The organism is Martelella endophytica (assembly GCF_000960975.1).
Classification (GTDB): Bacteria; Pseudomonadota; Alphaproteobacteria; order Rhizobiales; family Rhizobiaceae; genus Martelella; species Martelella endophytica.
On the sequence record NZ_CP010803.1, the window covers coordinates 4,411,112 to 4,437,912 of the forward strand.

General features: G+C 62.6%; 24 protein-coding genes and 1 riboswitch. Of the genes, 15 read left to right on the forward strand and 9 right to left on the reverse strand.

Features of this window, described 5'->3' with window-relative positions; all coding sequences use genetic code 11:
• Nucleotides 1-795: a tetratricopeptide repeat protein gene (locus TM49_RS20560; RefSeq protein ID WP_052699971.1), complete on the reverse strand. Its 795-nt coding sequence runs from the start codon at nt 793-795 to the stop codon at nt 1-3.
• A gap of 120 nt (nt 796-915) precedes the next feature.
• Between TM49_RS20560 and TM49_RS20565 the strand changes: the two genes are divergently transcribed.
• Entirely contained in the window at nt 916-2,298 is a 1,383-nt protein-coding gene (locus TM49_RS20565; protein ID WP_045685591.1) for a leucyl aminopeptidase family protein, read from the forward strand.
• Between the two features lie 2 nt (nt 2,299-2,300).
• The gene (locus tag TM49_RS20570; RefSeq protein WP_045683969.1) at nt 2,301-3,161 is read left to right on the forward strand and encodes a C40 family peptidase; all 861 of its coding nucleotides are present in this window, start codon (nt 2,301-2,303) and stop codon (nt 3,159-3,161) included.
• A gap of 324 nt (nt 3,162-3,485) precedes the next feature.
• On the opposite strand, the gene adhE is transcribed toward TM49_RS20570, so the two are convergent.
• From adhE to TM49_RS20585, 3 genes are all read right to left on the reverse strand, one after another.
• Entirely contained in the window at nt 3,486-6,143 is a 2,658-nt protein-coding gene (adhE, locus tag TM49_RS20575) for a bifunctional acetaldehyde-CoA/alcohol dehydrogenase (RefSeq protein WP_045683971.1), read from the reverse strand.
• A gap of 333 nt (nt 6,144-6,476) precedes the next feature.
• Entirely contained in the window at nt 6,477-8,942 is a 2,466-nt protein-coding gene (locus TM49_RS20580) for a heavy metal translocating P-type ATPase (protein WP_045683972.1), read from the reverse strand.
• 142 nt (nt 8,943-9,084) lie between these two features.
• Nucleotides 9,085-9,288, reverse strand: a complete 204-nt coding sequence (locus TM49_RS20585) for a heavy-metal-associated domain-containing protein (RefSeq protein ID WP_045683974.1) — start codon at nt 9,286-9,288, stop codon at nt 9,085-9,087.
• Nucleotides 9,289-9,438: 150 nt separating this feature from the next.
• On the opposite strand from TM49_RS20585, the gene TM49_RS20590 reads away from it, so the two are divergent.
• The 5 genes from TM49_RS20590 to TM49_RS20610 all read left to right on the forward strand — a co-directional run bounded on the left by TM49_RS20590 (nt 9,439) and on the right by TM49_RS20610 (nt 13,774).
• A complete protein-coding gene (locus TM49_RS20590; protein WP_045685593.1) occupies nt 9,439-10,071 on the forward strand; it encodes a LysE family translocator in 633 nt (210 codons plus the stop codon).
• Between the two features lie 31 nt (nt 10,072-10,102).
• Complete coding sequence (locus TM49_RS20595; RefSeq protein WP_045683976.1) at nt 10,103-10,714, forward strand: hypothetical protein; 612 nt, start codon at nt 10,103-10,105, stop codon at nt 10,712-10,714.
• 64 nt (nt 10,715-10,778) lie between these two features.
• A riboswitch (SAM riboswitch) is annotated at nt 10,779-10,856 on the forward strand.
• Between the two features lie 52 nt (nt 10,857-10,908).
• Nucleotides 10,909-11,835, forward strand: coding sequence for a homoserine O-succinyltransferase (locus tag TM49_RS20600; RefSeq protein WP_045685595.1), 927 nt, complete (start codon nt 10,909-10,911; stop codon nt 11,833-11,835).
• A gap of 61 nt (nt 11,836-11,896) precedes the next feature.
• On the forward strand, nt 11,897-12,913 hold the full coding sequence (locus TM49_RS20605; protein ID WP_082074834.1) for an aldose epimerase family protein: 1,017 nt from the start codon (nt 11,897-11,899) through the stop codon (nt 12,911-12,913).
• A gap of 72 nt (nt 12,914-12,985) precedes the next feature.
• Nucleotides 12,986-13,774, forward strand: a complete 789-nt coding sequence (locus TM49_RS20610; RefSeq protein ID WP_045683980.1) for a YdcF family protein — start codon at nt 12,986-12,988, stop codon at nt 13,772-13,774.
• 13 nt (nt 13,775-13,787) lie between these two features.
• On the opposite strand, the gene irrA is transcribed toward TM49_RS20610, so the two are convergent.
• On the reverse strand, nt 13,788-14,201 hold the full coding sequence (irrA, locus tag TM49_RS20615) for an iron response transcriptional regulator IrrA (RefSeq protein ID WP_045683982.1): 414 nt from the start codon (nt 14,199-14,201) through the stop codon (nt 13,788-13,790).
• Nucleotides 14,202-14,516: 315 nt separating this feature from the next.
• On the opposite strand from irrA, the gene fabA reads away from it, so the two are divergent.
• From fabA to TM49_RS20635, 4 genes are all read left to right on the forward strand, one after another.
• Nucleotides 14,517-15,032, forward strand: coding sequence for a 3-hydroxyacyl-[acyl-carrier-protein] dehydratase FabA (fabA, locus tag TM49_RS20620; RefSeq protein WP_045683984.1), 516 nt, complete (start codon nt 14,517-14,519; stop codon nt 15,030-15,032).
• Between the two features lie 35 nt (nt 15,033-15,067).
• Nucleotides 15,068-16,291 (forward strand): beta-ketoacyl-ACP synthase I, encoded by a 1,224-nt coding sequence (gene fabB / locus TM49_RS20625; RefSeq protein WP_045683986.1) that lies wholly within the window; start codon nt 15,068-15,070, stop codon nt 16,289-16,291.
• A 7-nt stretch (nt 16,292-16,298) separates the two neighbouring features.
• Entirely contained in the window at nt 16,299-17,108 is an 810-nt protein-coding gene (gene fabI, locus TM49_RS20630) for an enoyl-ACP reductase FabI (protein ID WP_045683988.1), read from the forward strand.
• A 696-nt stretch (nt 17,109-17,804) separates the two neighbouring features.
• The gene (locus tag TM49_RS20635) at nt 17,805-18,854 is read left to right on the forward strand and encodes a porin (protein WP_045683990.1); all 1,050 of its coding nucleotides are present in this window, start codon (nt 17,805-17,807) and stop codon (nt 18,852-18,854) included.
• Between the two features lie 84 nt (nt 18,855-18,938).
• On the opposite strand, the gene TM49_RS20640 is transcribed toward TM49_RS20635, so the two are convergent.
• From TM49_RS20640 to TM49_RS20655, 4 genes are read right to left on the reverse strand one after another with little or no spacing between them, the layout of a single operon-like run.
• Entirely contained in the window at nt 18,939-20,525 is a 1,587-nt protein-coding gene (locus TM49_RS20640) for a 5-guanidino-2-oxopentanoate decarboxylase (RefSeq protein WP_045683992.1), read from the reverse strand.
• On the reverse strand, nt 20,522-21,715 hold the full coding sequence (locus TM49_RS20645; protein WP_045683994.1) for a pyridoxal phosphate-dependent aminotransferase: 1,194 nt from the start codon (nt 21,713-21,715) through the stop codon (nt 20,522-20,524). The genes TM49_RS20640 and TM49_RS20645 overlap by 4 nt, the downstream gene beginning before the upstream one ends.
• A gap of 1 nt (nt 21,716) precedes the next feature.
• Entirely contained in the window at nt 21,717-22,346 is a 630-nt protein-coding gene (locus TM49_RS20650; RefSeq protein ID WP_045683996.1) for a TetR/AcrR family transcriptional regulator, read from the reverse strand.
• 1 nt (nt 22,347) lies between these two features.
• Complete coding sequence (locus TM49_RS20655) at nt 22,348-23,217, reverse strand: dimethylarginine dimethylaminohydrolase family protein (RefSeq protein ID WP_045683998.1); 870 nt, start codon at nt 23,215-23,217, stop codon at nt 22,348-22,350.
• A 167-nt stretch (nt 23,218-23,384) separates the two neighbouring features.
• Between TM49_RS20655 and TM49_RS20660 the strand changes: the two genes are divergently transcribed.
• From TM49_RS20660 to TM49_RS20675, 4 genes are all read left to right on the forward strand, one after another.
• The gene (locus TM49_RS20660) at nt 23,385-24,176 is read left to right on the forward strand and encodes an ABC transporter ATP-binding protein (protein WP_045684000.1); all 792 of its coding nucleotides are present in this window, start codon (nt 23,385-23,387) and stop codon (nt 24,174-24,176) included.
• A 45-nt stretch (nt 24,177-24,221) separates the two neighbouring features.
• On the forward strand, nt 24,222-25,001 hold the full coding sequence (locus TM49_RS20665) for a transporter substrate-binding domain-containing protein (protein ID WP_045684002.1): 780 nt from the start codon (nt 24,222-24,224) through the stop codon (nt 24,999-25,001).
• 243 nt (nt 25,002-25,244) lie between these two features.
• Nucleotides 25,245-25,955, forward strand: a complete 711-nt coding sequence (locus TM49_RS20670; protein WP_045684004.1) for an ABC transporter permease — start codon at nt 25,245-25,247, stop codon at nt 25,953-25,955.
• Entirely contained in the window at nt 25,952-26,785 is an 834-nt protein-coding gene (locus TM49_RS20675; protein WP_045684006.1) for an ABC transporter permease, read from the forward strand. The genes TM49_RS20670 and TM49_RS20675 overlap by 4 nt, the downstream gene beginning before the upstream one ends.
• Nucleotides 26,786-26,801: the final 16 nt, after the last annotated feature.

The window sequence follows — 26,801 nt, forward strand, 5'->3', positions numbered from 1 at the left end:
TCAGCCGGCCGGCGAGACGGAATATTGCTGCCAGGCGCCGCCCGGCGCGGTCGCGGCGTTGAGCGCGTCGATATTCTGGCGCGCCTGTTCCGGCGTCACCCCGGTCATCGCAACACGCTGTGCCTCTTCGCGCTTACCCTGCAGGGCCAGCACGAGCGCAAGGTTGACGCGGACATCGGGGCTGGCGTTCCTTTGGGCGACCGCCTGCCGCAGATAGTTCTCGGCCTGTGCCAGATCGTGGGTCAGCACATATGAGGTCGCCATGTTGGAGAGCACCTCCGGGTTGTCGCGCGACAGCGTCAGTGCCTGCCGGTAGCGCATCCGCGCCTCGATCGGCTTGCCAAGCTGATCCAGCACCAGGCCTTCCTGAGAATAGGCCTGCCAGTCGTTGGGCAACAGCCTTTCCGCCGTGCGCGCGGAGCGCAGGGCATCGGGATAGTAGCCGAGCGCTGCCTCGGCCTCGGAAAGCCTCAGCTGCGCCTCGCCGGAGCTCGGATTGTTGTCTGCAACCTGCTTCATCACCTCATAGGCGCGGTCATAGCGCCCATAGGCCGTGAGGAATTCCGCATAGGTCACCCCGGTCGTCACATCGCGCGGATCGCGCTGCCAGCGACTTTCGAGCCGCTGGCTCAGCACGGCCCGTTCCGATTGCGGCATCGCCGCGATCTGCTCCGCCGTCATGCCGGCGATCCGGTCGACGGAACTGCCGCGTGTGCTGGCGCAGCCCGCCAGGATGAGGCCCGCAAGCGCGAGCGTGGCGGCAGCTTTTCCACCAAAGCCGTGAAGATGAGCCATTTTCCGTGAACTCCGTCTGTTCTGATCGTCGCGTTCGGCGTATGGAATCACACGCGGATGTGTTGAGAGCTTACAGGAAGTTTCGTGGCGCAAAAGTGTGCCGCAGGAAAGACAGAGACGATGCCGATTTTCAAATTGACCGACTCCCCCTCCCCCTTTGCCCCCTCAGATGCCGAAACCCGCCCACTTTACGCGGTGAGCGAGGCCGATTTCGAAAGGCCGGATCTCGTCCCGGATGGCTTCCGCGCTTTTGCCCTGTCCTCGGGCTTCAAGGCCCGCGAGGGCGAAGTCGTTCTCTGTCCGGGCAGCGACGGCAAGCTTGCCGGCGCCCTTTTCGGTCTTGGCAACGGTGCCAATCCCTTCGCCGCCGGACGGCTGTCGAAGCGGCTGCCTGCCGGCGACTGGCATTTCGCCCACTTTTCCGGCGACAAGGCCGCAGCCCTCCTCGCCTTCGCCACCGGCAACTATCGCTTTGACCGCTACCTGAAGCCGGCGGCGACCAAAGTGCGGGTCGCAATTCCCGAAGACTGCGACGCCGCGGCGATCGAACGCGGCTACGGCGCCGTCGCACTTGCTCGCGATCTGATCAACACGCCGACCAACGACATGCAGCCGGACCATCTGGAACAGGCATTCGAAAGCCTCGCCAATCACTATGGCGCCCACTTCAAGGCCATCCGTGGCGATGAGCTGCTGAAGGCCGGCTTCCCGCTGGTTCATGCCGTCGGACGCGCCGGTGAAAAGGCCCCGCGGCTGATGGAGATGCACTGGGGCCGCAAGGGCGCCCGCGCCGTCACCCTTGTCGGCAAGGGCGTCTGCTTCGATACCGGCGGCCTCGACCTGAAGCCGGCGGCAGGCATGCTCTTGATGAAGAAGGACATGGGCGGCGCGGCGAATGTCATGGCGCTTGCGATGATGATCATGGATGCCGGGCTGGACATCGACCTGCGCGTCATCGTGCCGAGCGTCGAGAATTCGGTGGCCGGCAACGCCTTCCGACCCGGCGACATCTACCGTTCGCGCAAGGGCCTGACGGTCCAGATCGACAATACCGACGCCGAGGGCCGCCTCATCCTCGCCGATGCGCTGACCTATGCGGACGAAGACCTGCCGGACCTGATCATCGACATGGCGACGCTGACGGGTGCGGCCCGTGTCGCGCTCGGCCCCGACATGGCGCCGTTCTTCACCACCAGCGATGCCTTTGCCGACGCGCTCTATCAGGAGGGCGAGCGGGTTCTCGATCCCGTCTGGCGGCTGCCGCTCTTTGCCGGCTATGACGCCAAGCTGAAGACCGGGATCGCCGACCTGACCAACGCGCCCGCCGGCGGCATGGCAGGCTCGATCACAGCAGCGCTGTTCCTGAAGCGCTTCGTCACCCGCGCCAGGAACTGGGCCCATTTCGATATCTACGGCCATGCGCCGTCCGACCGCGACTTCGGCCCGGCAGGCGGCGAAGCGCAGGCAATCCGCGCGATTTTCGAGACGCTTGCGAAAGGATAAAGATGGAACTCGACCGCCGGCTTCATGCCTTCCGTCCCGATCTCGCCGATCAACGCCTTTCCGGCCTCGTCAAGGCCGAACGTTTTGCGGAGCCGATTGCCGGACAGGTAATTGTTCCGGTCGCGCCGCTCAGGGGCAAGCCGCTACCTGCAGCCGGCGTCGAAACCCAGCTCCTGTTCGGCGAGGCTGTCGACATCTTCGAGCGCAGGGATGGCTGGGCCTGGGTGCAGTCGCGCTTCGATTGCTATGTCGGCTATCTGCCGGAAGAGATGATCGCCGAAGGCGAGCCGGCCGCGACCCACATCATCGCGGCGCCACGCACCTTCCTCTATCCCGAGGCTGAGCTGAAGATGAGCCCGGTCTGTGCGCTCTCCATGGGCACCCGCCTCGCTTTCACCGACGAGGCGGAGACGCGCGGGACCCGCTATCTGGTCTCGGCCGATGGCACCGCCGTCTTTGCCGACCACTGTTTTCCGATCGGCCGCCCATTCGAGCGCGATCCGGTCAAGACGGCGCTGCGCTTTCTCGAAACGCCCTATCTCTGGGGCGGCCGCTCAGGCTTCGGTGTCGACTGCTCAGGCCTGGTGCAGCTGGCGATGCTGATGGCGGGACGCTCCGTGCCACGCGATTCCGACATGCAGGAACTGATGGACGGCGAGCCGGTCAACCGCCGTAGCCTGAAGCGCGGCGACCTGGTGTTCTGGAAGGGCCATGTCGGCATCATGGAAGACGAGAAGACCCTCATCCACGCCAATGGCGCCACCATGCGCGTCACCCGCGAAAACCTCGACCACGCCATCACCCGGATCGCGCCCTTTTATGGCAATCCGACATCGTATCTGAGGCCTGCAAAGCTGGGATGAGCGCGTGCGCGCCGCGCCTGTGAGCGGGAAATAAGATAGCAAAACGCCGCCCGAAAGGAGCGGCGTCATACTGCTGACAACCCCTGATGGCGTATGTTGCTTCCGCCGCCGACCTTCCCACAGGGGTCATGCTCGGACTCGATCCGAGCATCCAGGCGGATTAACGCATTGAATTGTCGAAGACGTATTGTGAGCCCTTGCCACACTGCCTGGATCCTCGGGTCAAGCCCGAGGATGACGCCGAGTTTGAGGAAAGGTTTGTCAACAAACAAACGCCGCCCCCGAAGGAGCGGCGTCTTTTCGTCAGAGGGTCGGTGTGCGCGGCTACTTGCGTGCAGCGAGCGGCACGACCGAGCTCTTTTCTTCGGCCTCACGGACCACGCCTTCCTGGTATGCCCGGCCATAATAGGTATCGAGCAGGACCTGGCGGATTTCCGAGATCAGCGGATAGCGCGGGTTAGCGCCGGTGCACTGGTCGTCGAAGGCCTTTTCGGCAACCGCGTCGAGGTGGTCGAGGAAGTCGGCTTCGCCGACACCCGCAGCCTGGATCGATTCGGGGATATCGCAGGCCTTGTTGAGGCTTTCGATCCACTTGACTAGGTTTTCGACCGACTCTTCGTCACTCTTGCCGCCAAGGTCCAGATGGCGGGCGATTTCAGCATAGCGGCACAGCGCCTTCGGCCGGTCATACTGGCTGAAGGTGGCCTGCTTGGTCGGATTGTCGACCGCGTTGTAGCGGACCACATTGGCCAAAAGCAGGGCATTCGACAGACCGTGCGGCAGGTGGAACTGCGCGCCGATCTTGTGCGCCATCGAGTGGCAAACGCCGAGGAAGGCGTTGGCGAAGGCGATGCCGGCAATCGTTGCCGCGTTGTGAACCTGCTCGCGGGCCTTGGGATCGGCAGCGCCGTTCTTGTAGGCCGAGGGCAGATATTGCTTCAAGAGCTTCAGGGCCTGCAGCGCCTGACCATCCGAATATTCATTCGCCATGATCGAGACATAGGCTTCGAGCGCGTGGGTCACGGCATCGATACCACCGTGGGCCGTCAGCGACTTCGGCATGTTCATGACGAGGTCGGCATCAACGATGGCCATGGTCGGCGTCAGTTCGTAGTCGGCGATCGGATACTTCACGCCGGTCTTCTCGTCGGTGACGACAGCGAACGGGGTGACTTCCGAACCGGTACCCGACGTGGTCGGCACGGCGACGAACTTGGCCTTAACGCCGAGCTTCGGGAAGTGGTAGATGCGCTTGCGGATATCCATGAAGCGCAGTGCCAGATCGGCGAACTCGACTTCCGGATGCTCGTACATCACCCACATGATCTTGGCCGCGTCCATCGGCGAACCGCCACCCTGTGCCAGGATGATATCCGGCTCGAACGAGCGAGCCAGTTCCCAGCCCTTGCGGACAACGGCGAGCGTCGGGTCAGCCTGAACGTCGAAGAAGGTTTCGACCTCCATGCCGAGGCCCTTCAGCACGCGAACCGTGTCGTTCACATAGCCGTTTTCGAACAGGAACCGGTCGGTGACGATCAGGCAGCGCTTGTGGCCCTTCAGTTCTTCCAGCGCGAAGGGAAGCGATCCGCGACGGAAATAGATCGACGGGGGAAGCTTGTGCCACAGCATGTTTTCAGCCCTCTTGGCGACTGTCTTCTTGTTGATGAGGTGCTGCGGACCGACATTCTCCGAGATCGAGTTGCCGCCCCACGAACCGCAACCAAGCGTCAGCGACGGCGCCAGGCGGAAGTTGTAGAGGTCGCCGATACCGCCCTGCGATGCCGGCGTGTTGACGAGAACGCGGGCCGTCTTCATCCGTTCGCCGAAGGCATTGACGCGTTCGGGCTGCAGGTCCTGATCGGTGTAGAGAACCGAGGTGTGACCGATGCCGCCAAGCGCCACCAGATCAGCCGCGATGCGGGTGGCCTGGTCGAAGTTCTTGGCGCGGTACATCGCCAAAGTCGGCGACAGCTTTTCGTGGGCGAAAACTTCTTCTTCCGACACATCCTCGACTTCGGCGATCAGCACCTTGGTGCGCGGCGGCACGGTGATGCCGGCCATGGCCGCGATCTTTTCGGCCGACTGACCGACGATTTCGGCGTTCAGCGTGCCCTTCTTGTTCATGATGATGTCACGAACGGCACCGGCCTCGTTGCCCGAAAGCACGTAGCCACCATGGCTGATGAAGCGTTCACGAACCTTGTCGTAAACCTTGTCGACCGCGATGACCGACTGTTCCGAAGCGCAGATCACGCCGTTGTCGAAGGTCTTCGACATCAGGATCGAGGCAACGGCGCGCTTGATGTCGGCAAACTCGTCGATGACGGCCGGCGTATTGCCGGCGCCAACGCCGATGGCCGGCTTGCCCGACGAATAGGCTGCCTTCACCATGCCGGGGCCGCCGGTAGCGAGGATCAGGTTGATGTCGGGATGATGCATCAGTGCATTCGACAGTTCAACCGTCGGCTCATCGATCCAGCCGATGATGTCCTTCGGCGCGCCGGCCTTGACGGCGGCTTCCAGCACAACACGGGCAGCCTCGCAGGTCGAGCGCTTGGCGCGCGGGTGCGGCGAGAAGATCACGCCGTTCCGGGTCTTCAGGCTGATGAGAGCCTTGAAGATTGCCGTCGAGGTCGGGTTGGTGGTGGGCACGATGGCGCAAATCAGGCCAACGGGCTCGGCGACGGTGAAGATGCCGTATTCGGGCTCTTCCGAAAGCACGCCGCAGGTCTTTTCGTCCTTGTACTTGTTGTAGATGTATTCCGAGGCAAAGTGGTTCTTGACCACCTTGTCCTCCATCACGCCCATGCCCGTCTCTTCAAATGCCATACGGGCGAGCGGGATGCGGGCGTCGGCGGCAGCGAGCGCCGCTGAACGGAAAATGAAATCAACCTGTTCTTGGGTGTAGGTCGCAAACTTCTGCTGCGCTGCCTTCGTCCGGGCAACGAGCTGGTCAAGTTCGGTCGTGCTGATGGCCGGCATGGGACTCTCCTGCGCTTGTCCGGCCTCTTCTCAGACCGGCGGTTCAAACAAACTGGCGGATGGCCGTCTTGGGTCCGACCGCACCATATCCCGCTCTCCGAGGCCTTGTCATCCGTAAGCCGGATTTGAACCTTTTTAATAGATCGAGCAAGGAAGGCGCCTTTTCGCCGTGACCATCACTAGGGGCATTTAAATCGGTTTGTATTGATCGGAATCAAACGGTCCTGCCATTTGCGGAATTTCTTTCTGTCAATTCCGCGAGACCTGCCCAACCGACCCGCATTTGTCCCGGAAACGCGTCCCCGGCACCGGGAAATCCGGTTCCGGAAGTCCTCAGGCGACCTTCCGGAACCGCTTCAGCCGGAGCGCATTCGACAGCACGAAGACGCTCGAAAGGCCCATGGCCGCGGCGGCGAGCATCGGCGACAGCAGCGTGCCATTGACGGGGTAGAGCACGCCCGCAGCGATCGGAATCAGCACGACGTTATAGGCGAAGGCCCAGAACAGGTTCTGCGCGATATTGCGCATCACCGCCCGCGACAGCGCGATCGCGTTGACCACGCCGGAAAGATCGCCGGACATCAGCACCACATCCGCCGTTTCGATGGCGATGTCGGTGCCAGTACCGATGGCGATGCCGGTATCGGCAGCCGCGAGCGCCGGCGCGTCGTTGATGCCGTCCCCGGCAAAGGCGATGGCGCCGTGGCTTTTCCGCAGCTCTTCGAGCGCTGCAACCTTGCCGTCGGGCAGGACGTCCGCCACCACGGTGTCTATGCCGACTTCGGCGGCGATCGCATGGCCCGTCAGGGCATTATCGCCCGTGATCATCGCCGTCCTGACGCCGACCTCATGCAGGGCCGCAATAGCCGCCTTCGCCGAAGGCTTGACGGGATCGGCCACGCCGACGAGCCCGGCGAGCCTGCCATCGACCGCAATGAAGAGCAGCGATCGGGCCTGTTCCGCCAACCGGTGCGCGGCCTCAGCGAGCGGTCCGGCATCGATCTCCCGCAGCGTCATCAGACGTTCCGCACCGATCGAGACACGCCTGCCACCGACAACGGCCTCCACGCCGTATCCGGGTACGGCCTCGAACGTCTCGGCCTTCTGCGGTGCCAGTCGTTTCTCCCGAGCGGCCGTAACCACGGCTTCGGCGAGCGGATGCTCCGAACCGGCCTCGACGGCGGCGGCAAGAGCCAGGAGTTCGTCGGCGGAGAAGCCATCTGCCGGCAGGATATCGGTCACCTGCGGCTTGCCTTCGGTCAGCGTACCGGTCTTGTCGAAGGCGACGATCCTGGTGTCGCGCAATGTCTGCAGCGCCTCGCCATTGCGAAACAGCACGCCGGTCTCGGCCGCGCGTCCGGTGCCCACCATGATCGATGTCGGCGTCGCGAGCCCCATGGCGCATGGGCAGGCAATGATCATCACCGCCACCGCGTTCACGAGTGCGAAGGAGAGCGCCGGCGACGGCCCGAACACCAGCCAGATGAGGAAGGTCAGCGCGGCAGCGGCGAGCACCGCAGGGACGAACCACGCCGTCACCTTGTCGACCATCGCCTGCACCGGCAGCTTGGCACCCTGCGCGGTCTCGACCATCTTGACGATGCGCGCGAGAACGGTGTCGGCGCCGATGGCCGTGGCGCGGAAGGTGAAGGAGCCGGTCTTGTTGATCGTGCCGCCGGTGACGGCATCGCCCTCGCCCTTCTTCACGGCGAGCGGCTCTCCGGAGATCATCGATTCATCGACATGCGAACTGCCGGAAACGATCTCGCCATCCACGGCGATGCGCTCGCCGGGCCGCACGACCACGCGGTCACCCTGCCGGACCTCGGCGATCGGTATGTCGGTGGTTTCGCCATCGCGTTCGACCCGCGCCGTCTTCGGCTGCAGGCCCATCAGGTGGGTGATCGCCGCCGACGTCCGGCCCTTTGCCTTGGCTTCCAGATAGCGGCCGAGCAGGATCAGCGTGACGATGACGGCGGCACTTTCGAAATAGACCTGCGCGGCGCCTTCCGGGAAGAGCTGCGGCACGAAGGTCGCCAGCGTCGAATAGCCCCAGGCCGCGAGCGAACCGAGCATCACCAGCGCGTTCATATCCGGAGACAGCCGCCGGAACGATGCCGCGCCGTGGCGAATGAAGCGTCGGCCGGGTCCGAACTGGACGATGGTCGCGAGCACGAAATAGAAAACATGCAGCGGAAAGGCGCCGACGGTCTGCATCAGCGCGTGGCCGAGCGGCGGAATGAGATGCGAGCCCATCTCCAGGACGAAGAGCGGCAGGGTAAAGATCAGCGCGGTGATGAAATCGCGCCTCAGCGCCGCCTGTTCTTTCGCCCGGATATCGGCATGGGTCTCGGCTTCGGCATCGGTGATCGGGCGCGGTGTGTAGCCGGCCGCCTCGACGGCGGCGGCAAGCGTCGTATAGTCGGCCGCGGCCTCAACCGTCGCCCGCTCGCTCGCAAGGTTCACATGCGCAGAGACCACACCTGGAACCGAAGTCAGCGCCCGTTCGACATTGCCGACGCAGGAAGCGCAATGCATGCCTTCTATACCAAGCTCGACGGTCTGCAGCGCAACGCCATAGCCGGCCTTTTCGATCGCCGAGACCACATTGCCGGCGGCACCGCTGTCGGCAAGGGTCACGTCCGCCGTTTCGGTGGCGAGATTGACGGAAACCGCATCCACGCCCTCGACGCGACCCACGACCCTCTCGACGCTTCGGACGCAGGACGCACAGGTCATGCCCGTCACCGGCAGGGTGATGTGAATTGGCTTTCTTGCTGTCGTGACTGTCTGTTCCATGACCAGTTCCTTGCTACATAGTTGCCGGTCCGTCTTCGCTACCAGCTTCGATCTACCCCTTTTGGGGGAGATTGTTGGGGGGACACACTCGCCCTCCCAAACCGTCCTTCAGACGAGATGGCTCGGCGGCCGCCAGAGGTCCTCACCCCTTGACGTCGTAACCCGATTCCTCGACCGCCTTTACCGCCTGCTCGCGCGTCGCCGGGGCGTTGAGGGCGAAGCGGGCTTCGGCTTTTTCAAGACTGACATTGATGTCGGAAATGCCCGGCACGCCGGCAAGCGCCTTGGTCACAGTCGACACGCAGCCGCCACAGCCCATGCCTTCGATCTTGAGTGTCTCGGTCATTACAATTCTCCTTTCGGTATTGTGCTGACGACAGAGGTAAGGTTTCCAGTTACTGGAAGGTCAAGGCTGCAGATCAAGAATTTTCGGAGTGCCGCTTGAAAATGCGCCCGGGCTCTGTCTTTGCTCGACAAAACGGAGAGGGAAACGATCATGGACCTGCATATCTGGCTCGCCTTTGTCGCCGCATCGACAGCACTTCTGCTGATCCCCGGGCCGACCGTGCTTCTGATCCTGAGCTACGCGATCAGCCAGGGCCGGCGCGTTGCGCTGGCGACGGTCGCCGGCGTGGCGCTTGGCGATTTCATCGCCATGACGGCATCCCTCGCGGGTCTCGGTGCGCTGGTGCTCGCCTCTGCAAAACTCTTTCTGGTTCTGAAATGGGTCGGCGCCGCCTACCTCGTCTATCTGGGCGTCCGGCTTTTCCGTAGCAAGGGCGTCGGCGATGCCGTGCCGCCTGCTTCGAGCGCCACGCTCTCGCCCCGCCACGTCTTTCTGCATGCCTTGATGGTGACGGCGCTGAACCCGAAATCGATCGTGTTCTTCATCGCCTTCGTGCCGCAATTCGTGAAGCCCGACGCGCCGCTGCTGCCGCAATTTTCGATCCTGATCGCGACCTTCGTCGGCCTCGCCGTCGTCAACACGCTCTCCTATGCGCTCGCCGCCGACAAGCTGCGCGAGAAGATCGCCTCCCCCGCGGTCACCGCCATCCTGCCCCGCATCGGCGGCGGCGCGCTGATGGCCATGGGCATCGCCACCGCAGCCTGGCGGCGGGCGGCATTATAAGAGAGAACACATCAGAGAGGAGCGTGAAACCTTGGAAATTGATGAGGAATGGGCAGAGTTTAGGCGTTGGATCGGTCTCATCAACAAATCCCACGGCTATGCCGGGATTTTCAACTACCAGTCTGAAACCGACAAAAAGATCGTCGAGAGGACTGTCATCGAAGAATGGAGTAATTCTCTCACCTACACGCTTGGTGTTAAGGTCGCCTCTATCGAGACAAACGCCAGTGAACCACCTGATTTCTTCGTAGATATCGGCGGAAAGAACATCGGCGTGGAGCTCGTTCAGTTGGTCAACCAGAAGCACAAGCATCGAGCTGCGCACAACGAGTTTGTTCACAGTGGAAGTTTATTCCAAGATATGCAGTGGACCGACGAACGCCTAACAACTGAAATTTCGAATATTATCGATAGGAAATCTGAACGATACGATCGGCGGGGCATAGAAATAGACGTTCTGCTGATTTTCTCAGCCGAGCCTTGGCTCACAGCAGGCCAGTTGGATCGTTGGATTCGAACGGCTGAAATTGCGAAGCCTACTACCTTCAAGTGCGCCTTTCTTTTGCTTGATTATGAGTCCGGACGAGGCACTGATAGCTGGCCACTTTTTCCGCTTTTCGGTGACATTGACGCGATCATTTAGTGCTTCGGGCGGCAGGCGGCATCCTAGGCCCAATATTGACGTACGCCATCTACGGCGCTATTGACTTCCTCCTCGTGGTGATTTGGCCGGCCGGCTTGCAGCCACGTTAAACAAGTCGCTAAAGGGCCGAGCGAGCGGAAGCCCCCGGCCTGCGATTTGGACGCGGCCGGTTTTCTGTTTGTATGGACGTGAACATGCCTATCAAGATTCCAGATACACTGCCCGCCTATGAAACGCTGATTGCGGAAGGCGTGCGGGTCAAGACGGAAACGGTGGCGGAGCGGCAAGATATCCGCCCGCTGCACTTCGGGCTGCTCAACCTCATGCCGAACAAGATCAAGACCGAGCTGCAGTTCGCCCGCCTGCTCGGTGCCTCGCCGCTGCAGATCGAATTGTCGCTGGTGCGCGTCGGCGGCCACAAGGCCAAGAACACGCCGATCGAGCACCTGCTGTCCTTCTACAACACCTGGGACGAGATCGCCGAGCGCAAGTTCGACGGCTTCATCATCACCGGCGCGCCGGTGGAGACGCTCGATTTCGAGGAAGTCACCTACTGGGACGAATTGAAGGAAATCCTCGACTGGACGACCACCCACTGCCACTCGACGATGAACATCTGCTGGGGGGCGATGGCGGCCGCCTATCACTTTCATGGCGTGCCGAAGACGCTGCTCGACAAGAAGGCCTTCGGCATCTATCGCCACCGCAACCTGAAACCGGCCTCGGTCTATCTCAACGGCTTCTCGGATGATTTCCAGATTCCGGTTTCGCGCTGGACGGAGATGCGCCGCGAGGACCTCGAGCAGGTCGACGGGCTGGAGCTGCTGATGGATTCCGACGAGGTCGGGCCCTGTCTCGCGCATGAGAGTTTCGCCAACCGCCTCTACATGTTCAATCACATCGAATATGATTCCGGCTCGCTTGGCGATGAATACCGGCGCGACGTCGCCGCCAATGTGCCGGTCGACCTGCCCTACAACTATTTCCCGGGCGACGATCCGGCGCGCACGCCGCAGAACCGGTGGCGCTCGCACGCGCATCTCTTGTTCGGCAACTGGATCAACGAGGTCTACCAGACGACCCCCTATTATCTGGAAGAAATCGGCGCGCCGGCGACTTGAAGGCGGCAAGGTTCCGGCGCAATATCCGCCCGCAATGGCATTCCATACACGGAGGAACGATATGAACGCGCCGCAACCCTTTGGTAAAACGAAAGACGGCGAGACCGTCTCCCGTGTGACGATCTCAGGCGGCGGGCTGACCGCGAAGGTGTTGAACTGGGGCGCCGTCGTCCAGGACCTGCGCCTTGAAGGCCACGATCACGCCCTGGTGCTCGGCTTCGACAGCTTCGATCACTACCTCACCCATTCTCCCTATTTCGGCGCCACGCCCGGCCGTTCATCAAACCGCATCGCCAATGGCCGTTTTTCGATCGACGGCAAGGAATATCAGGTCGACTGCAACGAGAAGGGCATCACCAATCTCCATGGCGGCAGCGATGGCATCGGCGTCAGCATGTGGGAATTCGAAGAGGTCGCCGATGACCGGGTGACGCTGAAGATCGTCGACAAGGACGGCCGCGGCGGCTTTCCCGGCAACTGTACCATCCGCGCGCACTTTCACCTGAAGCCCGGCGGCGTGTTCTCGGTCGTCTATGAGAGCACCACCGACCAGCCGACCATCGCAAACATCTGCAACCACACCTATTTCAACCTCGGCAACGGTACGGACACGCTCGACCACGAACTGATGATCGCCGCCGATCATTATCTGCCGGTCGACGAACGCCAGATCCCCACCGGCGAGATACGTCCCGTGGACGGCACGGCTTTCGATTTCCGCAAGGCCAAGCCGATGCGCCAGCGCGACGCGGATGGCAAGCAGGCGCTTTTCGACCACAACTTCTGTTTCTCGCCGGAGCGCACCGAAAAGCGGCCCGTCATCCATGTCCATGCGCCTTCCTCCGGGGTCACGCTGGACGTGCTGACCACCGAGCCGGGCGTGCAGTTCTATGCCGCCTTCAAGCTGGACGAAACGCCCGAGGGCCTGAACGGCTTCACCTATGGCCCCTTCGCCGGCTTCTGCCTGGAAACCCAGGTCTGGCCGGATGCGGTCAATCACAAGGGTTTTCCGAACGCAATCCTGAGGCCCGGCGAAACGCTGCGGCAGGAAACGGATTACGTGTTCCGGAAGGGCTGAGGCCTGCCTTGGGAGCGCCGCAGTTGTCTGACAAGGACGGCGCTACCCTGGGTTTTGCAATGCGGAGGCCGGATGTTCATTCTGTCGAAACTCTTCTGGCTGGTGCTGCAGCCGCTGGCCTTCGCCTTCCTGTCAATGCTTCTGGCACTCTTCTGCCTCGCCTTTGCCAAGGCGGGGGCCGCCGCCGTCTTCACGATCCTGGCGATCCTGGTGCTCGGCCTTTCGGCCTTCACCAATGCCGGCACGGTGATGATGGCCGGGCTGGAAAGCCGGTTCTCGCGTAGCGAATTTCCCGAAACACCCGCCTGCGCCATCGTGCTGGGCGGCGGCATCAATACCGGGCTTTCGGCACGACGTGGCAGCTACGCCTTCACCCGCGCCGCCGATCGCTACATCGAGACGCTGCGGCTGGCGCGGCTTTATCCCGACATGAAGATCCTGGTGACCGGCGGCGACAATTCGCTCACCGGCAACATCAATGGCGAGGCGGAGCCGGCCGGCCGGTTCTTCGCCGACCACGGCATTGCACCGGAGCGGCTGCTCTATGAGCCGGAAGCCCGCAACACTGCGGAAAATGCAGCATTGTCAGCGGTGCTGATGCGGGAACATGGCCTTGACGGCCCCTGCCTGCTGGTGACGTCGGCCTATCACATGCCGCGTTCGGTCGGCCTGTTCCGCAAGCAACAGCTCAGCGTGCTGCCCTGGCCGGTGGATTATCGTACGGCGGGCAGCGAGCGTCTGTCGTTCAGCCTCGATCGGCCGCTGATCAATACCGTGATGTTCTCGACGGCGCTCAGGGAATGGGCGGGACTTCTGATGGCGCGGGCCACGGGGCGGAGCGATGCGGTCGCTCCCCGGTGAACGCTGAAGAACATCAGCGCTTGGGCCGGAGCCTCACGATGACATCGACATGGGCGATTTCCATGCCGTCCGGCGGAGTCGGCAGGCCGCCGAGCGAAATGCTGCTCTCAGGCATGTCGATGACGCGGTTGTCGCCTTCGACGAAGAAGTGATGATGGTCGGATGTGTTGGTGTCGAAATAAGTCTTGGCGCCCTCGACGGCGAGAACGCGAATCATGCCGGCGCCGGTGAACTGATGCAGCGTGTTGTAGACGGTCGCCAGCGAAACCGGAACGCCGGCTTCCTGCGCCTCGCCATGCAGTTCCTCCACGGTCACGTGACGATCGCCCTTGGCGAAGAGCAGGTCGGCAAGCGCAACACGCTGCCGCGTGGGCCGCAGCCCACTTTCCCGCAATCTTTCCTCTGCAAGACGATTCCTGCCTGTCATGGCCGCTTTATCCGGACCTTTCCGATATTCGACTGATAAAACACAATTAACGCCCGATATAGCCGTATTGAGAATCGCTTTCAATAGGAGAAGGGCTTGCAGCATTTGAAATTAAACTGCAAATACGCCCCTGAAACGCGTTTCGCTCTGGCCGCGGGCAGGGGCTTCATGTATGCGGGCGGGCGGAACGGAAGAAGAGCGGCTTGAGGGATTTCGGGGAAGAACACGCCGGGCATTGCTGCGACGGCCTTACACCCCTATCTTGTGGCCGGGAGCCGCATACGCCCTCGCCGAACGAAGGGAAATTGAATTTTTATGAGCGACAGACAGACGCAGTTCGATTACGACGACATCATCAAATGCGCGGAGGGGGAGCTTTTCGGGCCGGGCAATGCGCAATTGCCGCTGCCGCCGATGCTGATGGTTCACCGGATCACCGAGATTTCCGAAACCGGCGGCGCATTCGACAAGGGCTTCATCCGGGCCGAATATGATGTCAGCCCCGACGACTGGTATTTTCCATGCCACTTCAAGGGCAACCCGATCATGCCCGGCTGCCTCGGTCTCGATGGCATGTGGCAGCTTACCGGTTTCTTCCTCGGCTGGCTGGGAGAAGAAGGCCGCGGCATGGCCCTGTCGACCGGAGAAGTGAAATTCAAGGGCATGGTACGCCCGAGCGTCAAGCTCCTGGAATATGGTATCGACTTCAAGCGCGTGATGCGCGGTCGCCTTGTTCTGGGCACGGCCGATGGCTGGCTGAAGGCCGACGGAGAGACGATTTATCAGGCAACCGATCTTCGGGTCGGCCTGTCCAAGGATAAATCCGCCTGAAGGCCGGGCGCAAAATACAAGAAGAGGTCATTGATATGAGACGTGTTGTCGTTACGGGACTGGGTATCGTATCCTCGATCGGAAACGATGCCGCCGAGGTCACCGCTTCGCTGCGCGAAGCCAAGTCCGGCATTTCCTTCTCACAGGACTTTGCCGACCACGGCTTCAAGTGCCAGGTCTGGGGCAAGCCGACGCTTGATCCGACCGATCTGGTCGACCGCCGTGCCATGCGCTTCCTGTCGCAGGGCGGCGCCTGGAACCACGTGGCCATGAAACAGGCGATCGCCGATGCCGGGCTCGAGGAAAACGACATCACCAACGAGCGCACCGGCATCGTCATGGGTTCGGGCGGACCTTCCACCCGCACCATTGTCGAGGCGGCGCTGACCACCGAGAAGAACGGCTCGCCGAAGCGTATCGGCCCGTTTGCCGTTCCGAAGGCGATGTCCTCGACCGCATCCGCCACGCTTGCCACCTGGTTCAAGATCCACGGCGTCAACTATTCGATCTCGTCGGCCTGCTCGACCTCGGCGCACTGCATCGGCAACGCCGCCGAGCTCATTCAGTGGGGCAAGCAGGACGTGATGTTTGCCGGCGGCCACGAGGATCTCGACTGGACGATGTCGAACCTCTTCGACGCCATGGGCGCAATGTCCACCGACTTTAACGAGAGCGCCCCGAACCGCGCCTCGCGCGCCTATGACGCCAACCGCGACGGCTTCGTCATTGCCGGCGGCGCCGGTGTCGTCATTCTCGAAGAGCTGGAACACGCCAAGGCCCGCGGCGCCAAGATCTACGGCGAGATCATCGGTTATGGCGCAACCTCCGACGGTTACGACATGGTCGCCCCATCGGGCGAAGGCGCGGTGCGTTGCATGCGCCAGGCACTTGCCGGTGTTGACGACGAAATCGACTACATCAACACGCATGGCACGTCGACTCCCGTCGGCGATAGCCGGGAAATCGGCGCGATCCGCGAAGTCTTCGCTGACAAGATTCCGCATATCCAGTCGACCAAGTCGCTGACCGGCCATTCGCTGGGCGCAGCCGGCGTGCAGGAATCGATCTACGGGCTTCTGATGATGCAGGAAGGTTTCATCGGCGAAAGCGCCCATATCGATGAACTCGACCCCGAATTCGAAGGTGTTCCGGTCGTTCGCAGCCGCATCGACAATGCGAAGATCGACACTGTTCTTTCAAACTCGTTCGGCTTCGGCGGCACGAACGCCACGCTGGTTTTCCGGCGCTACAATGGATAATGCGCACATGAGCGGACTTATGCAGGGCAAACGCGGCCTCATCATGGGCGTTGCCAACAACCACTCGATTGCCTGGGGCATCGCCAAGGCCGTTCACGCCGAAGGCGCGGAACTGGCCTTCACCTATCAAGGCGATGCGCTTGGCCGGCGGGTGCATCCGCTCGCGGCCGAGCTTGGCTCGGATTTCGTCGTTCCTTGCGACGTCGAGGATATCGCCAGCGTCGATTCGGTGTTCGACGCCATCAAGGAGCGCTGGGGCAAGCTCGATTTCGTCGTCCATGCCATCGGTTTCTCCGACAAGAGCGAGTTGAAGGGACAGTACGCCAACACGACGCGGGAAAATTTCGTCCGCACCATGGTGATATCCTGCTTCTCCTTTACCGAGATCGCCAAACGCGCTGCGGCCTTGATGCCGGACGGCGGCTCGCTTCTGACGCTGACTTATGGCGGATCGACCGCGGTCGTTCCGAACTATAACGTCATGGGCGTTGCCAAGGCCGGGCTTGAGGCATCGATGCGCTATCTCGCCGGCGACTTCGGCCCGCAGGGCATCCGCGTCAACGCCATTTCGGCCGGTCCGGTGCGCACGCTTGCAGGCTCCGGCGTCGGCGATGCCCGCCTCGTCTATGCCTGGCAGCAGCGCAATGCGCCGCTGCGCCGTTCGACCACGATCGAGGACGTCGGCGGCTCGGCGCTCTACCTGCTATCCGACCTCGCTGCGGGCGTCACCGGCGAGATCCACTTCGTCGACAACGGCTACAATATTCTCTCCATGCCGATCCCGGAGATGATGCGGCGCGGCGATCCGGAGACCTGATCCGGAGCGAGGATACCGAAAAATATACTTATGGTTGCATAGAGCGTGGTCGAATTTTTCGGCCACGCTTTTTGTTTGGCAACAGCTTGCCTACAACCACATCCCGTCTGGACAAGGATCCCCACGACATCGGCGGAGTAGCCGAGTTGCAAAACCCGCCAATCCGATTTTTCCTGATGCTATTGTAAAATAACGCTTTTATATGCCGATCATCTCATTAACCGGTTGCATCTGCAATGCAGCACTGCGGCTGACATCGTCTGGAAAAAGTCGTTACATGTCACTTTTGGGCCGAAATATGGCACCGCAAAAAGTTTCCGATTATTCCACTCGCGGATGAATCGTCAAAATTGAGAGACAAGAGATTCGATCGCCGCTGCCGTAATTCCCCTCTGTTAATCATTCGATTGATTTTTAAGGACTTTTGAGCCCGAAGCGTGGTGATCTGCCATCACCAGAGCGTGTTGAGTGCTTGCTCTCGCTCGCTTTTTTGGGATTCCGCAGGCAGCGAATGTGTGGCCGAACTGCACCACCCCTGTTTAATCACTCGATTGAATAGAATTTCCACCTGAGGTTCATTGTGAGAGCGGCCGTCTGCCGCGATTAATGACGCAAGGAGCCGGGGTGTTCGCCCGGTCTTCTGACCTCGGGGCCGGGACTTCCCTTCCCGCTCTAAAATCACTTGAGGAGTAAATTATGACCTTGAAAAGCCTTTTCCTGGGCTCTGCAGCGGCCTTCGTAGCCGCCTCTGGCGCACAGGCCGCCGATCCGGTCGTCGTCATCGAGCCGACCCCGGCAAACTATGTTGAAGTCTGCGACGTCTTCGGCGCCGGCTACTTCTACATTCCGGGCACTGAAACCTGCCTCAACATTGGCGGTTATGTCCGTTTCCAGGTTGACGCTGACGACAGCAACTGGGGCGTTCTGAGCCGTGGCCACCTCGGCGTCACCGCAAAGTCGGACACCGAACTCGGCGTCCTGACGGCTGACATCGAAATCAACGCCAACGCTTACAGCGACGGCACCAACGAAGTCGTTCTCGACAACGTTTACCTCGGTCTCGGTGGCTTCCAGGCCGGTTACTTCGACACCTACTGGGATGAAGATCTCGTTGGCGAAGTTGACCAGCTGTCGGGCAACACCAAGATCAGCGAAATGCGCTACGCCTTTGTAGGCAACGGCTTCGTCGCCGGTCTCGCCCTCGATGCGCTCGAGCCGGGCATGGTCAACGTCTATGATGACCAGAACACCGACATGAACAAGCTCGGCGTTGCCGGTCGCGTCGGCTTCTCCGCTGGTGGCGCTTCCGCCAAGCTCGATGCCGCTTACGACACCTACAACGAAGAAGCTTCGTTCCGCGTGCTGAGCAGCTTCGCTCTCGGCCCGGGCGCTCTTGAGCTGGCCGCCCTCTACAACACCGGCGCCAACGCTTACGCCCAGACGTGGGATATCAATTCCTCGTACTACGGCTACACCGAATGGGCCGTCGCTGCTGGTTACCAGCTCGACGTTACCGACAAGCTGCGCATCACGCCGCAGGTTCAGTACAGCCAGCTGAAGACCGACAACGACATCGGCCTCGGCGACGATCCGGACCTGTGGAACGGTGGCGTGTACTTCGAATACGAGCTGGTTCACAACTTCTGGGCCAAGCTGAACGTTCAGTACACCGACTACAACGACGATCTTTCCGACGCCGGTGCATCCGACTGGTCCGGTTACTTCCGTCTGCAGCGCGACTTCTAAGCGCCTCATCTGGCAGACAGGCCCGTACACCACGCGGGCCTGTTCCTCCCCGCAGAAGCAGGTTCGCCCTGTCTGCGGGTTTTTTTATATGTCGCCCGGAATCACGACCTCAACGAGATGAACGCCGCCGCTTGCGACCGCGCCTGAAACCGCCGCGACCGTCTCTTCATCTGAACGGGCACGGCAGAACGCCAGCCCGAAAGCCCGTGCCAGGGCTTCCATGTCGGGGGCTGCCGGCCTGACACCTTCGGGCACGATGCCCGCGTCGCGCATGAAGCTCTCGATCTCGCCGTAGCCGTGGTTGTTCCACACCAGAAAGACGATGTTCAGCCGCTCGTCTACGGCCGCTCCGAGCTCCGCGACTGAAAACTGCAGGCCGCCATCCCCGACGATCGCAACGACCGGGTGTTCGGGATCGGCAAGTGCCGCGCCGACGGCCGCCGGCAGGCCGTAGCCGAGCGCACCATAGCCCGTTGCGGCATTGAACCAGCGCCCCGGCGCCGCTGCCGCATAGTAGAGATTGCCAGCATAGACGAGCTGGGTGGAATCGCCGATGAAACGGGCATCCGGAACGGCATCCCGTAGCGCATGCAACAGCAGGACCTCGGCCCGGATCTTCGCCGAAAGGCCATTCCAGGCCGCCTCGCGCGTTGCCGCAGCCCGGCGCGCGCCACCGGTATCACGTTCCTCCGGCAGGCAGGCAAGCAGGCGGGAAAGCGCGGAGGTGCAATCCTCGACGATCGCCACTTCCGCCTCAAGGCCAGCGGCCATCCGAACCGTGTCGATGCGGATGAGTCTCCTGAGAGCCGGAAAGCCGCCGTCGGCGTAGACGTCGTAATCGGTCTGTCCGAGCTCCGTGCCGACGGCGATGACGACATCGCTTGCCGCGATCAACTCGCGCACCGGCGCAAGGCTGGCGCTGGCCGGAACCTGCAGCGGGTGCTCCGCCATCAGGCCGCGCGCATTCGCCGTCAACACCACGGGCGCGTCGATACGATCGGCAAACGCAGCCAGAGCCTCGCCTGCCCGCACCGCACCGCCGCCGACGAGGATGAGCGGTGCCTTCGCCTGGGCAATCAGCGCCGCAGCCCGCTTCAACAGTGTTTCGTCAGCCCGAGCCGGGGTCATATTGCCCATGACCGGCGCCGGAAGCGCGATCCGCTCGACCATGACGTCGGTCGGAATTTCGAGATGCACCGGTCCGGGGCGACCCTCGGTCGAAAGCCGGAGGCAGCGGGAGAGCGCCGCGGCAAGTTCGCCGCCTTCCGAAAGTGTCACCGATGCCTTGGCAAACGTCCGCATCATCGCGCTCTGATCCGGCAGTTCGTGCAGCAGACCGAGGCCCTTGCCCTGGCTTCCGCGCGCATTGACGCCGGAGATCACCAGCATCGGAACCGAATCGGCCCGCGCCTGCGCCATCGCCGTGATCGTGTTGGTGAGGCCGGGGCCGGTAATGACGAAGCAGACGCCCGGCCTGCCGGTAACCCGGGCATATCCATCCGCCATGAACCCCGCGCCCTGCTCGTGGCGCGGCGTCACATGCCGGAGCCTCGAAGTTGCAAGCCCCCGGTAGAGCTCGGCGGTGTGGACGCCGGGAATGCCGAAGACGATCTCGACGCCATGGGCTTCGAGCAGATGAACGAGGGCCTCGCCGACTGTAACCGTGCTCATGCCGTTCTCGCCCCCCGCGCCGAAAGGCTCGCGGCATAGCGAGCGATACGGTGCGCCGCCTCGGCAATATCGGCATCGTCGACGGTCAGGCTGATGCGGATGAAACCGTCCGCCTGGTCGCCGAAGGAGGAACCGGGCATCACCGCCACCTGTTCCGCTGCGAGCAGGCCGAGCGCGAAAGCCTCACCGGAAAGGCCGGTCTCCGAGACATCGGCGAAGGCAAACATGCCGGCTTCCGGCATGGCGCAGGCGATACCTGGGGCGGCCGCAAGCGCCTCCACCAGCAGCCATGCGCGCCGCCGCAGCGATTGCCGCAAGGCTGCCGAAACACCGCTCGGGCGGAGGATGGCCGCCGCGGTCGCATCGGCGATGAAGGGCTGGTTGCCGAAGAGCATGGTTTCGGCGACGGGCAGCAGCCGCTCGCAGAATTCCGCCGGCCCCACCGCCCATCCGCTGCGGAAACCGGGGGCGGCATGGGATTTCGAGATGGAGGAAACGGAGATGGTGCGCCCGGCCAGATCGGCATCATCGAGCGGCGAGGCGAATGCGGCGCCGAAGATCAGCTCTTCGTAGACTTCGTCGGCAATGATCCAGAGGCCATGCCGGCGGCAGACCGCACCGATTGCGGCAATGTCATCGGCACTCAGCACGGCACCGGTCGGGTTGTGCGGGGTATTGAGAAGCAGCACCCTGCAATCCGGCGTGATCGCCCGTTCCAACGCGTCGGCGCGCATGTGGAAGCCATCCTCCGCCGAGAGCGGCACAGGCTGCATCCGGGCGCCGGTCGAGCGGATCACCCCTTCATAGGTAGCATAGAGCGGATCGCCGACGAGCACCGCGTCGCCGGCCTCGACCAGCGTCAACATCACCGCGAACAGCGCCGTCTGGGTACCGGGAAAGCAGACGATGTTCTCGTGGCCGATCGTGCGGCCGGTGCGGGCGCTATAGCGCCTTGCCAGCGCGTCGAGAAGCGGCGCTTCGCCGCGCCCGTTCGAATAGCCGACGCGGCCGGCGGCAAGCGCCGTCGTCACTTCGGCCGCGAGCACCGGATCGGGTGCGACATCGGGCTCGCCGATGGTCAGTTCGAGAACCGACGTTCCGGCTCGCTTCATCGCACGCGCCTTCAGGTGTACGGCCCACTTGTCGGAGCCGAGACCGCTGAGCCGCTCGGATATCGTCGCATAATGCATGTCAAACCTCCGCAAGGCGAACGCCGGCAAGCGTTTCCACCGCATGCAGGCCCGCCTTCAGCAATTCATCGTTTTCAAAAAGGTCGCCGGCGAGCGAGCCCTCAAGCCAGAGCCCGTCGAGAACGGCGTTGATTTCAATCGCGCGCCGGGTCAGTTCGGCCGCCGTCTGTCGCTCGCCCGTTTCGGCATAGGCCTCGGCGAGCAGGCGCTCGATCAGCGCCCGGTAGGCGAGGTAATTCTCGCGGTGGATCGCGCCCATGGCGGGATCGATTCGCGCCATGGCGACAAAGGCCGCCCACAGCGAAAGCCGCCGGGCATCGATCATCGGCGGCGTCAGGCAGGCGACGACGAAATCGCGAAGCCGCCGTTGGGCGGTGATCTCCGTGCCGTCGCCGACAGCCTCGCCAATCGCCAGCATCTCGCCCATCGTCTGCTGATAGGCGGCATGGAGAAGCTGCTCCTTGGTTTCGAAATAGTGGCGGATGAGGCCGCCGCTGACGCCGGCCCGCTCCGCCACCTCCCTCACCGTCGCATGCTGGAGCCCGCCCTCGGCGATGCAATCGAGCATTGCCTCGATCAGGTCGGCGCGCCGTTCGGCATCACCTGCGCGACGGAAGGGCTTGCGGCTCATCTCAACCTCGCAAAATCGGCCGGGTGAGGCAGGTCGGCCCGCCCTCGCAGGCAATGCAGAGCGCATCAGCCTCGAAGGTTGAAACCGTGCAGCCGGCCTCTTCCATCGCCGCTCTGGTCTTGTCGAAGCCGGCAACGGCGATGACGTCGAAGGGCTTTGTCGGCAGGACGTTGAGGTTTAGACCGTTGGAGGCCATGAACTCATCGTCAGGAGCTTCGACCAGCGTGTAACCGCGCGCCTTCAGCAATTGATAGAACGGCGCCGGCAGGAGCGGCGCGTAAACCAGCGCCAGCTTGTCGGCAAGCGGCGAGATCACGCTCATCAGATGCAGGCAGGCTTCCTCGCCCTGCCACAGCGGCAGGTCGAAGGACAGGACGTTAATGCCATGCGGCGCGAGCAGTGCGCGGACCTGGGCGATACCTTCCGCATTGCTCCTGACACCGCGACCGATGGCGAGCGTCTTCTCGTCCACCCAGACGCAGTCGCCGCCCTCGACCGTCCCCGTGCCGGAAAGCCGGCCGAGAATCGGCACGCCGGCGGCGGCATAGACGGCCTCATGGCCGGCGACTTCATCGCGGCGGAGCGGCTTGCCCATGTTGAGCAGGATCGCGCCATGGTCGCTCACCAGCGACGGATCGTGGGTAAACATCGCATCCGCCAGGCCATCGCCTTCATCTGCGTACCAGAGAATCTCGGCGCCCGATTTCGCCACCAGCCCGGCGAAGACATCGTATTGTGCGGCTGCACGCGCGGCATCGAAGGTCTTGCCATAGTGCCAGACGGCTGGGTCGGCATCGGCAAGGCTTTTGCCCGGCCTGCGCATCATCACCCGCCGGATCGGCTCCGCCATCGTCTGGGCCCCGAAACTCATGTCGTATCTCTCCAATCTGCAAAAAAACCTGCCGTAGTTATACACTTGCATAATAAGCTCGCAAGTGTACTAATGTGGCAACAGAATGATTTTTGACTGCCGGAACGGTTGCACCGCAAGAAGTGCATAAGACCCGTCTGGCCCACCGGGAACGGCAAGCGTTTTTGATGAAGGCTGAAAACATTGCGGGTGACGCCCTGGAAGCTGTCACCGTCGACGAACTCCATAAATCTTTTGGCGATTTCGAGGTGCTGAAGGGTGTGTCGCTGTCCGCCCGCCAGGGCGAGGTGATCGCGATCATCGGCGGCTCCGGCTCCGGCAAGTCCACGCTTTTGCGTTGCATCAACATGCTGGAATGGCCGACCCGCGGCCGTGTGCGCGTTCATGGCGAGGAGATCGCCCTGAAGTCCGATGGACACGGCGGGCTGATGCCGGCCGACCGCAAGCAGATCCAGCGCATCCGCACCCGTCTTGCCATGGTGTTCCAGAGCTTCAATCTCTGGCAGCACATGACGCTGATGCAGAATGTCATTGAAGTGCCGGTGCATGTTCTCGGCGTCAAACGCGACGAGGCAATCGCCGAGGCAGAGACGCTGCTGAAGCGGGTCGGGCTTTATGAAAAGCGCGAGGCCTATCCGGCCTTTCTCTCCGGCGGTCAGCAGCAACGCGCAGCCATTGCCCGGGCGCTGGCGATGAAGCCGGAGGCCATGCTGTTCGACGAGCCGACCTCGGCGCTCGATCCGGAACTCGTCGGCGAGGTGCTGACCGTGATCCGCGATCTCGCCGAAGAAGGCCGCACCATGCTGCTCGTCACCCACGAGATGAATTTCGCCCGCGAAGTGGCAAGCGAGATCGTGTTCCTGCACGATGGCCGCGTCGAGGAGCAGGGGGAGCCGCAAACCGTTTTCGACAACCCGCAATCGGAACGCCTGAAGAAGTTCATCAGCACGGTTCAGTAATCCGGCGGGCCAGCCCGCCATCCAGCCCAACAGAGGGATAACGTCATGAAGACATTCAAATCCGCAATGATCGGCGCAGCCGCGCTTGCATCGCTGATGGCCGCCGGCAGTGCTGCCGCCGAAACCGTCAAGGTCGGCGTCGCCGCCGAGCCCTACCCGCCCTTCACCGTCCCAGACGCTTCCGGCAACTGGAGCGGATGGGAAATCGACTTCATGAACGCCATCTGCGCCGAAGCCGAACTCGACTGCGTCGTCACCCCGATCGCCTGGGACGGCATCATCCCGGCACTGACGGCGGGCAAGATCGATGCGATCATGTCGTCGATGTCGATCACGCCGGAGCGCGAGAAGGAAATCGCCTTCTCCAACAAGTACTACAGCACCCCCGGCGCGATCGTGACCGAAGCCGGTTCGGGCATCACGCCGACCAACGAATCGCTCTCCGGCAAGGTTCTCGGCGTCCAGGTCTCGACCACCAATCAGGATTATGCCGAAAAGCACTTCCCCGATGCCGAGCTGAAGACCTACCAGACGCAGGATGAGGTCAACCAGGATCTCTATGCCGGTCGCATCGACGCCGAGATCGCCGACCTCGTGACGCTGCAGCCGTTCCTCGAAAGCGATGACGGCAAGGCCTGCTGCGAAATGGTTGGCACCGTTCCGGAAGATGTCGAAATCTACGGCCCCGGCATCGGCATCGGCCTGCGTCAGGATGACACCGCGCTGAAGGACAAGTTCAACGCCGCCATCGCCGCCGTCCGCGAAAACGGCACCTATGAGGAGATCTCGAAGAAGTACTTCGACTTCGATATCTACGGCGATTGATCGAGACAGAAGCAGCGCCGACAAATACGGCGCTGCTTTTTTTCGCGAGCAAGCCCCGACCTCCATCAATCTTCCCCCTTGAGGGAAGGTTGTCGCGGAAGCGACCGAGAGGGGCGCCTCCCTTTATCGGGATTCGGAATCTGTAAGCTGGTGCTGCCCCGCTCTGCCCCTCTCGGGGCATCTCCCCATCGAGAGGAGATTGTTTGGAGGGTCATACCCTGCTCGCCAAAACGGGAAAGACGCATGAACTGGGAATTGCTGGCCTTGTCGCCGCCCGGCTGGGGCGGAGTGCTGCTGAAGGGGCTCGTCACCTCGCTTGAGGTCGCCGCCGGCGGCTTCGCGGTTGGCCAGGTCATCGGCATATTCGGCGCGGCAGGCAAGCTCTATGGTGGGCCGGTGATCAAGGACCTCCTTGAAATCTACACGACCGTCGTGCGCGCCATCCCCGAACTGGTGCTGATCGTGCTGCTCTATTATGCCGGCACCGCCTCGCTCAACAACCTGATGGGCGCGCTCGGCTTTTCCTCGGTCGACATCTCCGGCATGCTCGCCGGCATCATCGTCATCGGACTGGTGCAAGGCGCCTATTCCACCGAGGTGCTGCGCGGCGCGATCCTCGCCATTCCGCATGGCCAGATCGAGGCGGCCCGCGCCTATGGCATGCCGCCCGCCATGGTGATGCGCCGCATCACGCTGCCGGCGATGCTGCCGCACGCAATCCCCGGTCTCGCCAATCTCTGGCTGGTGACCACCAAGGATACTGCGCTTCTGGCCGTCGTCGGCTTTACCGAGTTGACGCTTGCGACCCGGCAGGCCGCCGGCGTCACGCATGAGTATTTCCTGTTCTTCTCGGCAGCCGGCGTCCTCTACCTCGCCGTCACGCTGGTCTCCAACGTGCTGCTCGCCATTCTCGAACGCCGCGTCAGCCGCGGCACGGTCAGGAGGAAGGCATGAGCGACAACAGCCGGCTGGACGATCTCGCCGAACTCGAAACCCCGCCGCCCCTGCCCCGGCTTTCCGCGCTTCTGCGCCCGCATCGCCTGGTCATCATCGCCGTCGCTGTCGCGCTGCTGGTGCTGATGGCGGTGAAGATGCGCTGGGACTGGCTGCCCGAATATGCCGGCATGCTGGTGACCGGCCTCTGGGTGACGGTGCTGCTGCTGATCGCCTCCACCGTGCTCGGCCTGCTGATGGCCATCCCACTCGGCCTCGCACAGGCCAGCGGACCGGTGTATCTCGCATGGCCGGCGCGGGTGTTCTGCACCATCATTCGCGGCACGCCGCTGCTCTTGCAGCTCTGGCTGCTCTATTACGGCCTCGGCTCGCTGTTTCCCGGCATTCCAGGCATCCGCCAGTCCTTCATCTGGCCCTATCTGCGCGAAGCCTGGCCCTACGGCCTGCTGGCCCTGACGCTCTCTTATGCCGGCTATGAAGGTGAAGTGATGCGCGGCGCCTTCGCGGGCGTGCCGAATGGCGAGCTGGAAGCGGCGAAGGCCTATGGCATGGGCCGGTTCACCATGCTGCGCCGCATCTGGCTGCCGCGCGCGCTGCACCGGGCGCTGCCGACCCTTGCCGGCGAAACCGTGGTGCAGCTGAAGTCCACGCCACTCGTCGCCACCATCACCGTCGTCGATCTCTATTCGGTCGTCGGCGATATCCGCCAGTCGACCTACCTCACCTACGAGCCCCTGCTCTTCCTCGCATTCCTCTATCTCTGCCTCACCGGCATCCTCGTCAGCATCTTCCGCTATTACGAGAAGAAGATCCCGACGCGCGGACGCTAGAAAGTGCCCGCGCATC

What these genes read in the sequence shown, in the direction of transcription:
- TM49_RS20560 (WP_052699971.1), bottom strand. Translation starts at nt 795, where the DNA reads ATGGCTCATCTTCACGGCTTTGGTGGAAAAGCTGCCGCCACGCTCGCG.
- TM49_RS20565 (WP_045685591.1), top strand. Translation starts at nt 916, where the DNA reads ATGCCGATTTTCAAATTGACCGACTCCCCCTCCCCCTTTGCCCCCTCA.
- TM49_RS20570 (WP_045683969.1), top strand. Translation starts at nt 2,301, where the DNA reads ATGGAACTCGACCGCCGGCTTCATGCCTTCCGTCCCGATCTCGCCGAT.
- adhE (WP_045683971.1), bottom strand. Translation starts at nt 6,143, where the DNA reads ATGCCGGCCATCAGCACGACCGAACTTGACCAGCTCGTTGCCCGGACG.
- TM49_RS20580 (WP_045683972.1), bottom strand. Translation starts at nt 8,942, where the DNA reads ATGGAACAGACAGTCACGACAGCAAGAAAGCCAATTCACATCACCCTG.
- TM49_RS20585 (WP_045683974.1), bottom strand. Translation starts at nt 9,288, where the DNA reads ATGACCGAGACACTCAAGATCGAAGGCATGGGCTGTGGCGGCTGCGTG.
- TM49_RS20590 (WP_045685593.1), top strand. Translation starts at nt 9,439, where the DNA reads ATGGACCTGCATATCTGGCTCGCCTTTGTCGCCGCATCGACAGCACTT.
- TM49_RS20600 (WP_045685595.1), top strand. Translation starts at nt 10,909, where the DNA reads ATGCCTATCAAGATTCCAGATACACTGCCCGCCTATGAAACGCTGATT.
- TM49_RS20605 (WP_082074834.1), top strand. Translation starts at nt 11,897, where the DNA reads ATGAACGCGCCGCAACCCTTTGGTAAAACGAAAGACGGCGAGACCGTC.
- TM49_RS20610 (WP_045683980.1), top strand. Translation starts at nt 12,986, where the DNA reads ATGTTCATTCTGTCGAAACTCTTCTGGCTGGTGCTGCAGCCGCTGGCC.
- irrA (WP_045683982.1), bottom strand. Translation starts at nt 14,201, where the DNA reads ATGACAGGCAGGAATCGTCTTGCAGAGGAAAGATTGCGGGAAAGTGGG.
- fabA (WP_045683984.1), top strand. Translation starts at nt 14,517, where the DNA reads ATGAGCGACAGACAGACGCAGTTCGATTACGACGACATCATCAAATGC.
- fabB (WP_045683986.1), top strand. Translation starts at nt 15,068, where the DNA reads ATGAGACGTGTTGTCGTTACGGGACTGGGTATCGTATCCTCGATCGGA.
- fabI (WP_045683988.1), top strand. Translation starts at nt 16,299, where the DNA reads ATGAGCGGACTTATGCAGGGCAAACGCGGCCTCATCATGGGCGTTGCC.
- TM49_RS20635 (WP_045683990.1), top strand. Translation starts at nt 17,805, where the DNA reads ATGACCTTGAAAAGCCTTTTCCTGGGCTCTGCAGCGGCCTTCGTAGCC.
- TM49_RS20640 (WP_045683992.1), bottom strand. Translation starts at nt 20,525, where the DNA reads ATGAGCACGGTTACAGTCGGCGAGGCCCTCGTTCATCTGCTCGAAGCC.
- TM49_RS20645 (WP_045683994.1), bottom strand. Translation starts at nt 21,715, where the DNA reads ATGCATTATGCGACGATATCCGAGCGGCTCAGCGGTCTCGGCTCCGAC.
- TM49_RS20650 (WP_045683996.1), bottom strand. Translation starts at nt 22,346, where the DNA reads ATGAGCCGCAAGCCCTTCCGTCGCGCAGGTGATGCCGAACGGCGCGCC.
- TM49_RS20655 (WP_045683998.1), bottom strand. Translation starts at nt 23,217, where the DNA reads ATGAGTTTCGGGGCCCAGACGATGGCGGAGCCGATCCGGCGGGTGATG.
- TM49_RS20660 (WP_045684000.1), top strand. Translation starts at nt 23,385, where the DNA reads ATGAAGGCTGAAAACATTGCGGGTGACGCCCTGGAAGCTGTCACCGTC.
- TM49_RS20665 (WP_045684002.1), top strand. Translation starts at nt 24,222, where the DNA reads ATGAAGACATTCAAATCCGCAATGATCGGCGCAGCCGCGCTTGCATCG.
- TM49_RS20670 (WP_045684004.1), top strand. Translation starts at nt 25,245, where the DNA reads ATGAACTGGGAATTGCTGGCCTTGTCGCCGCCCGGCTGGGGCGGAGTG.
- TM49_RS20675 (WP_045684006.1), top strand. Translation starts at nt 25,952, where the DNA reads ATGAGCGACAACAGCCGGCTGGACGATCTCGCCGAACTCGAAACCCCG.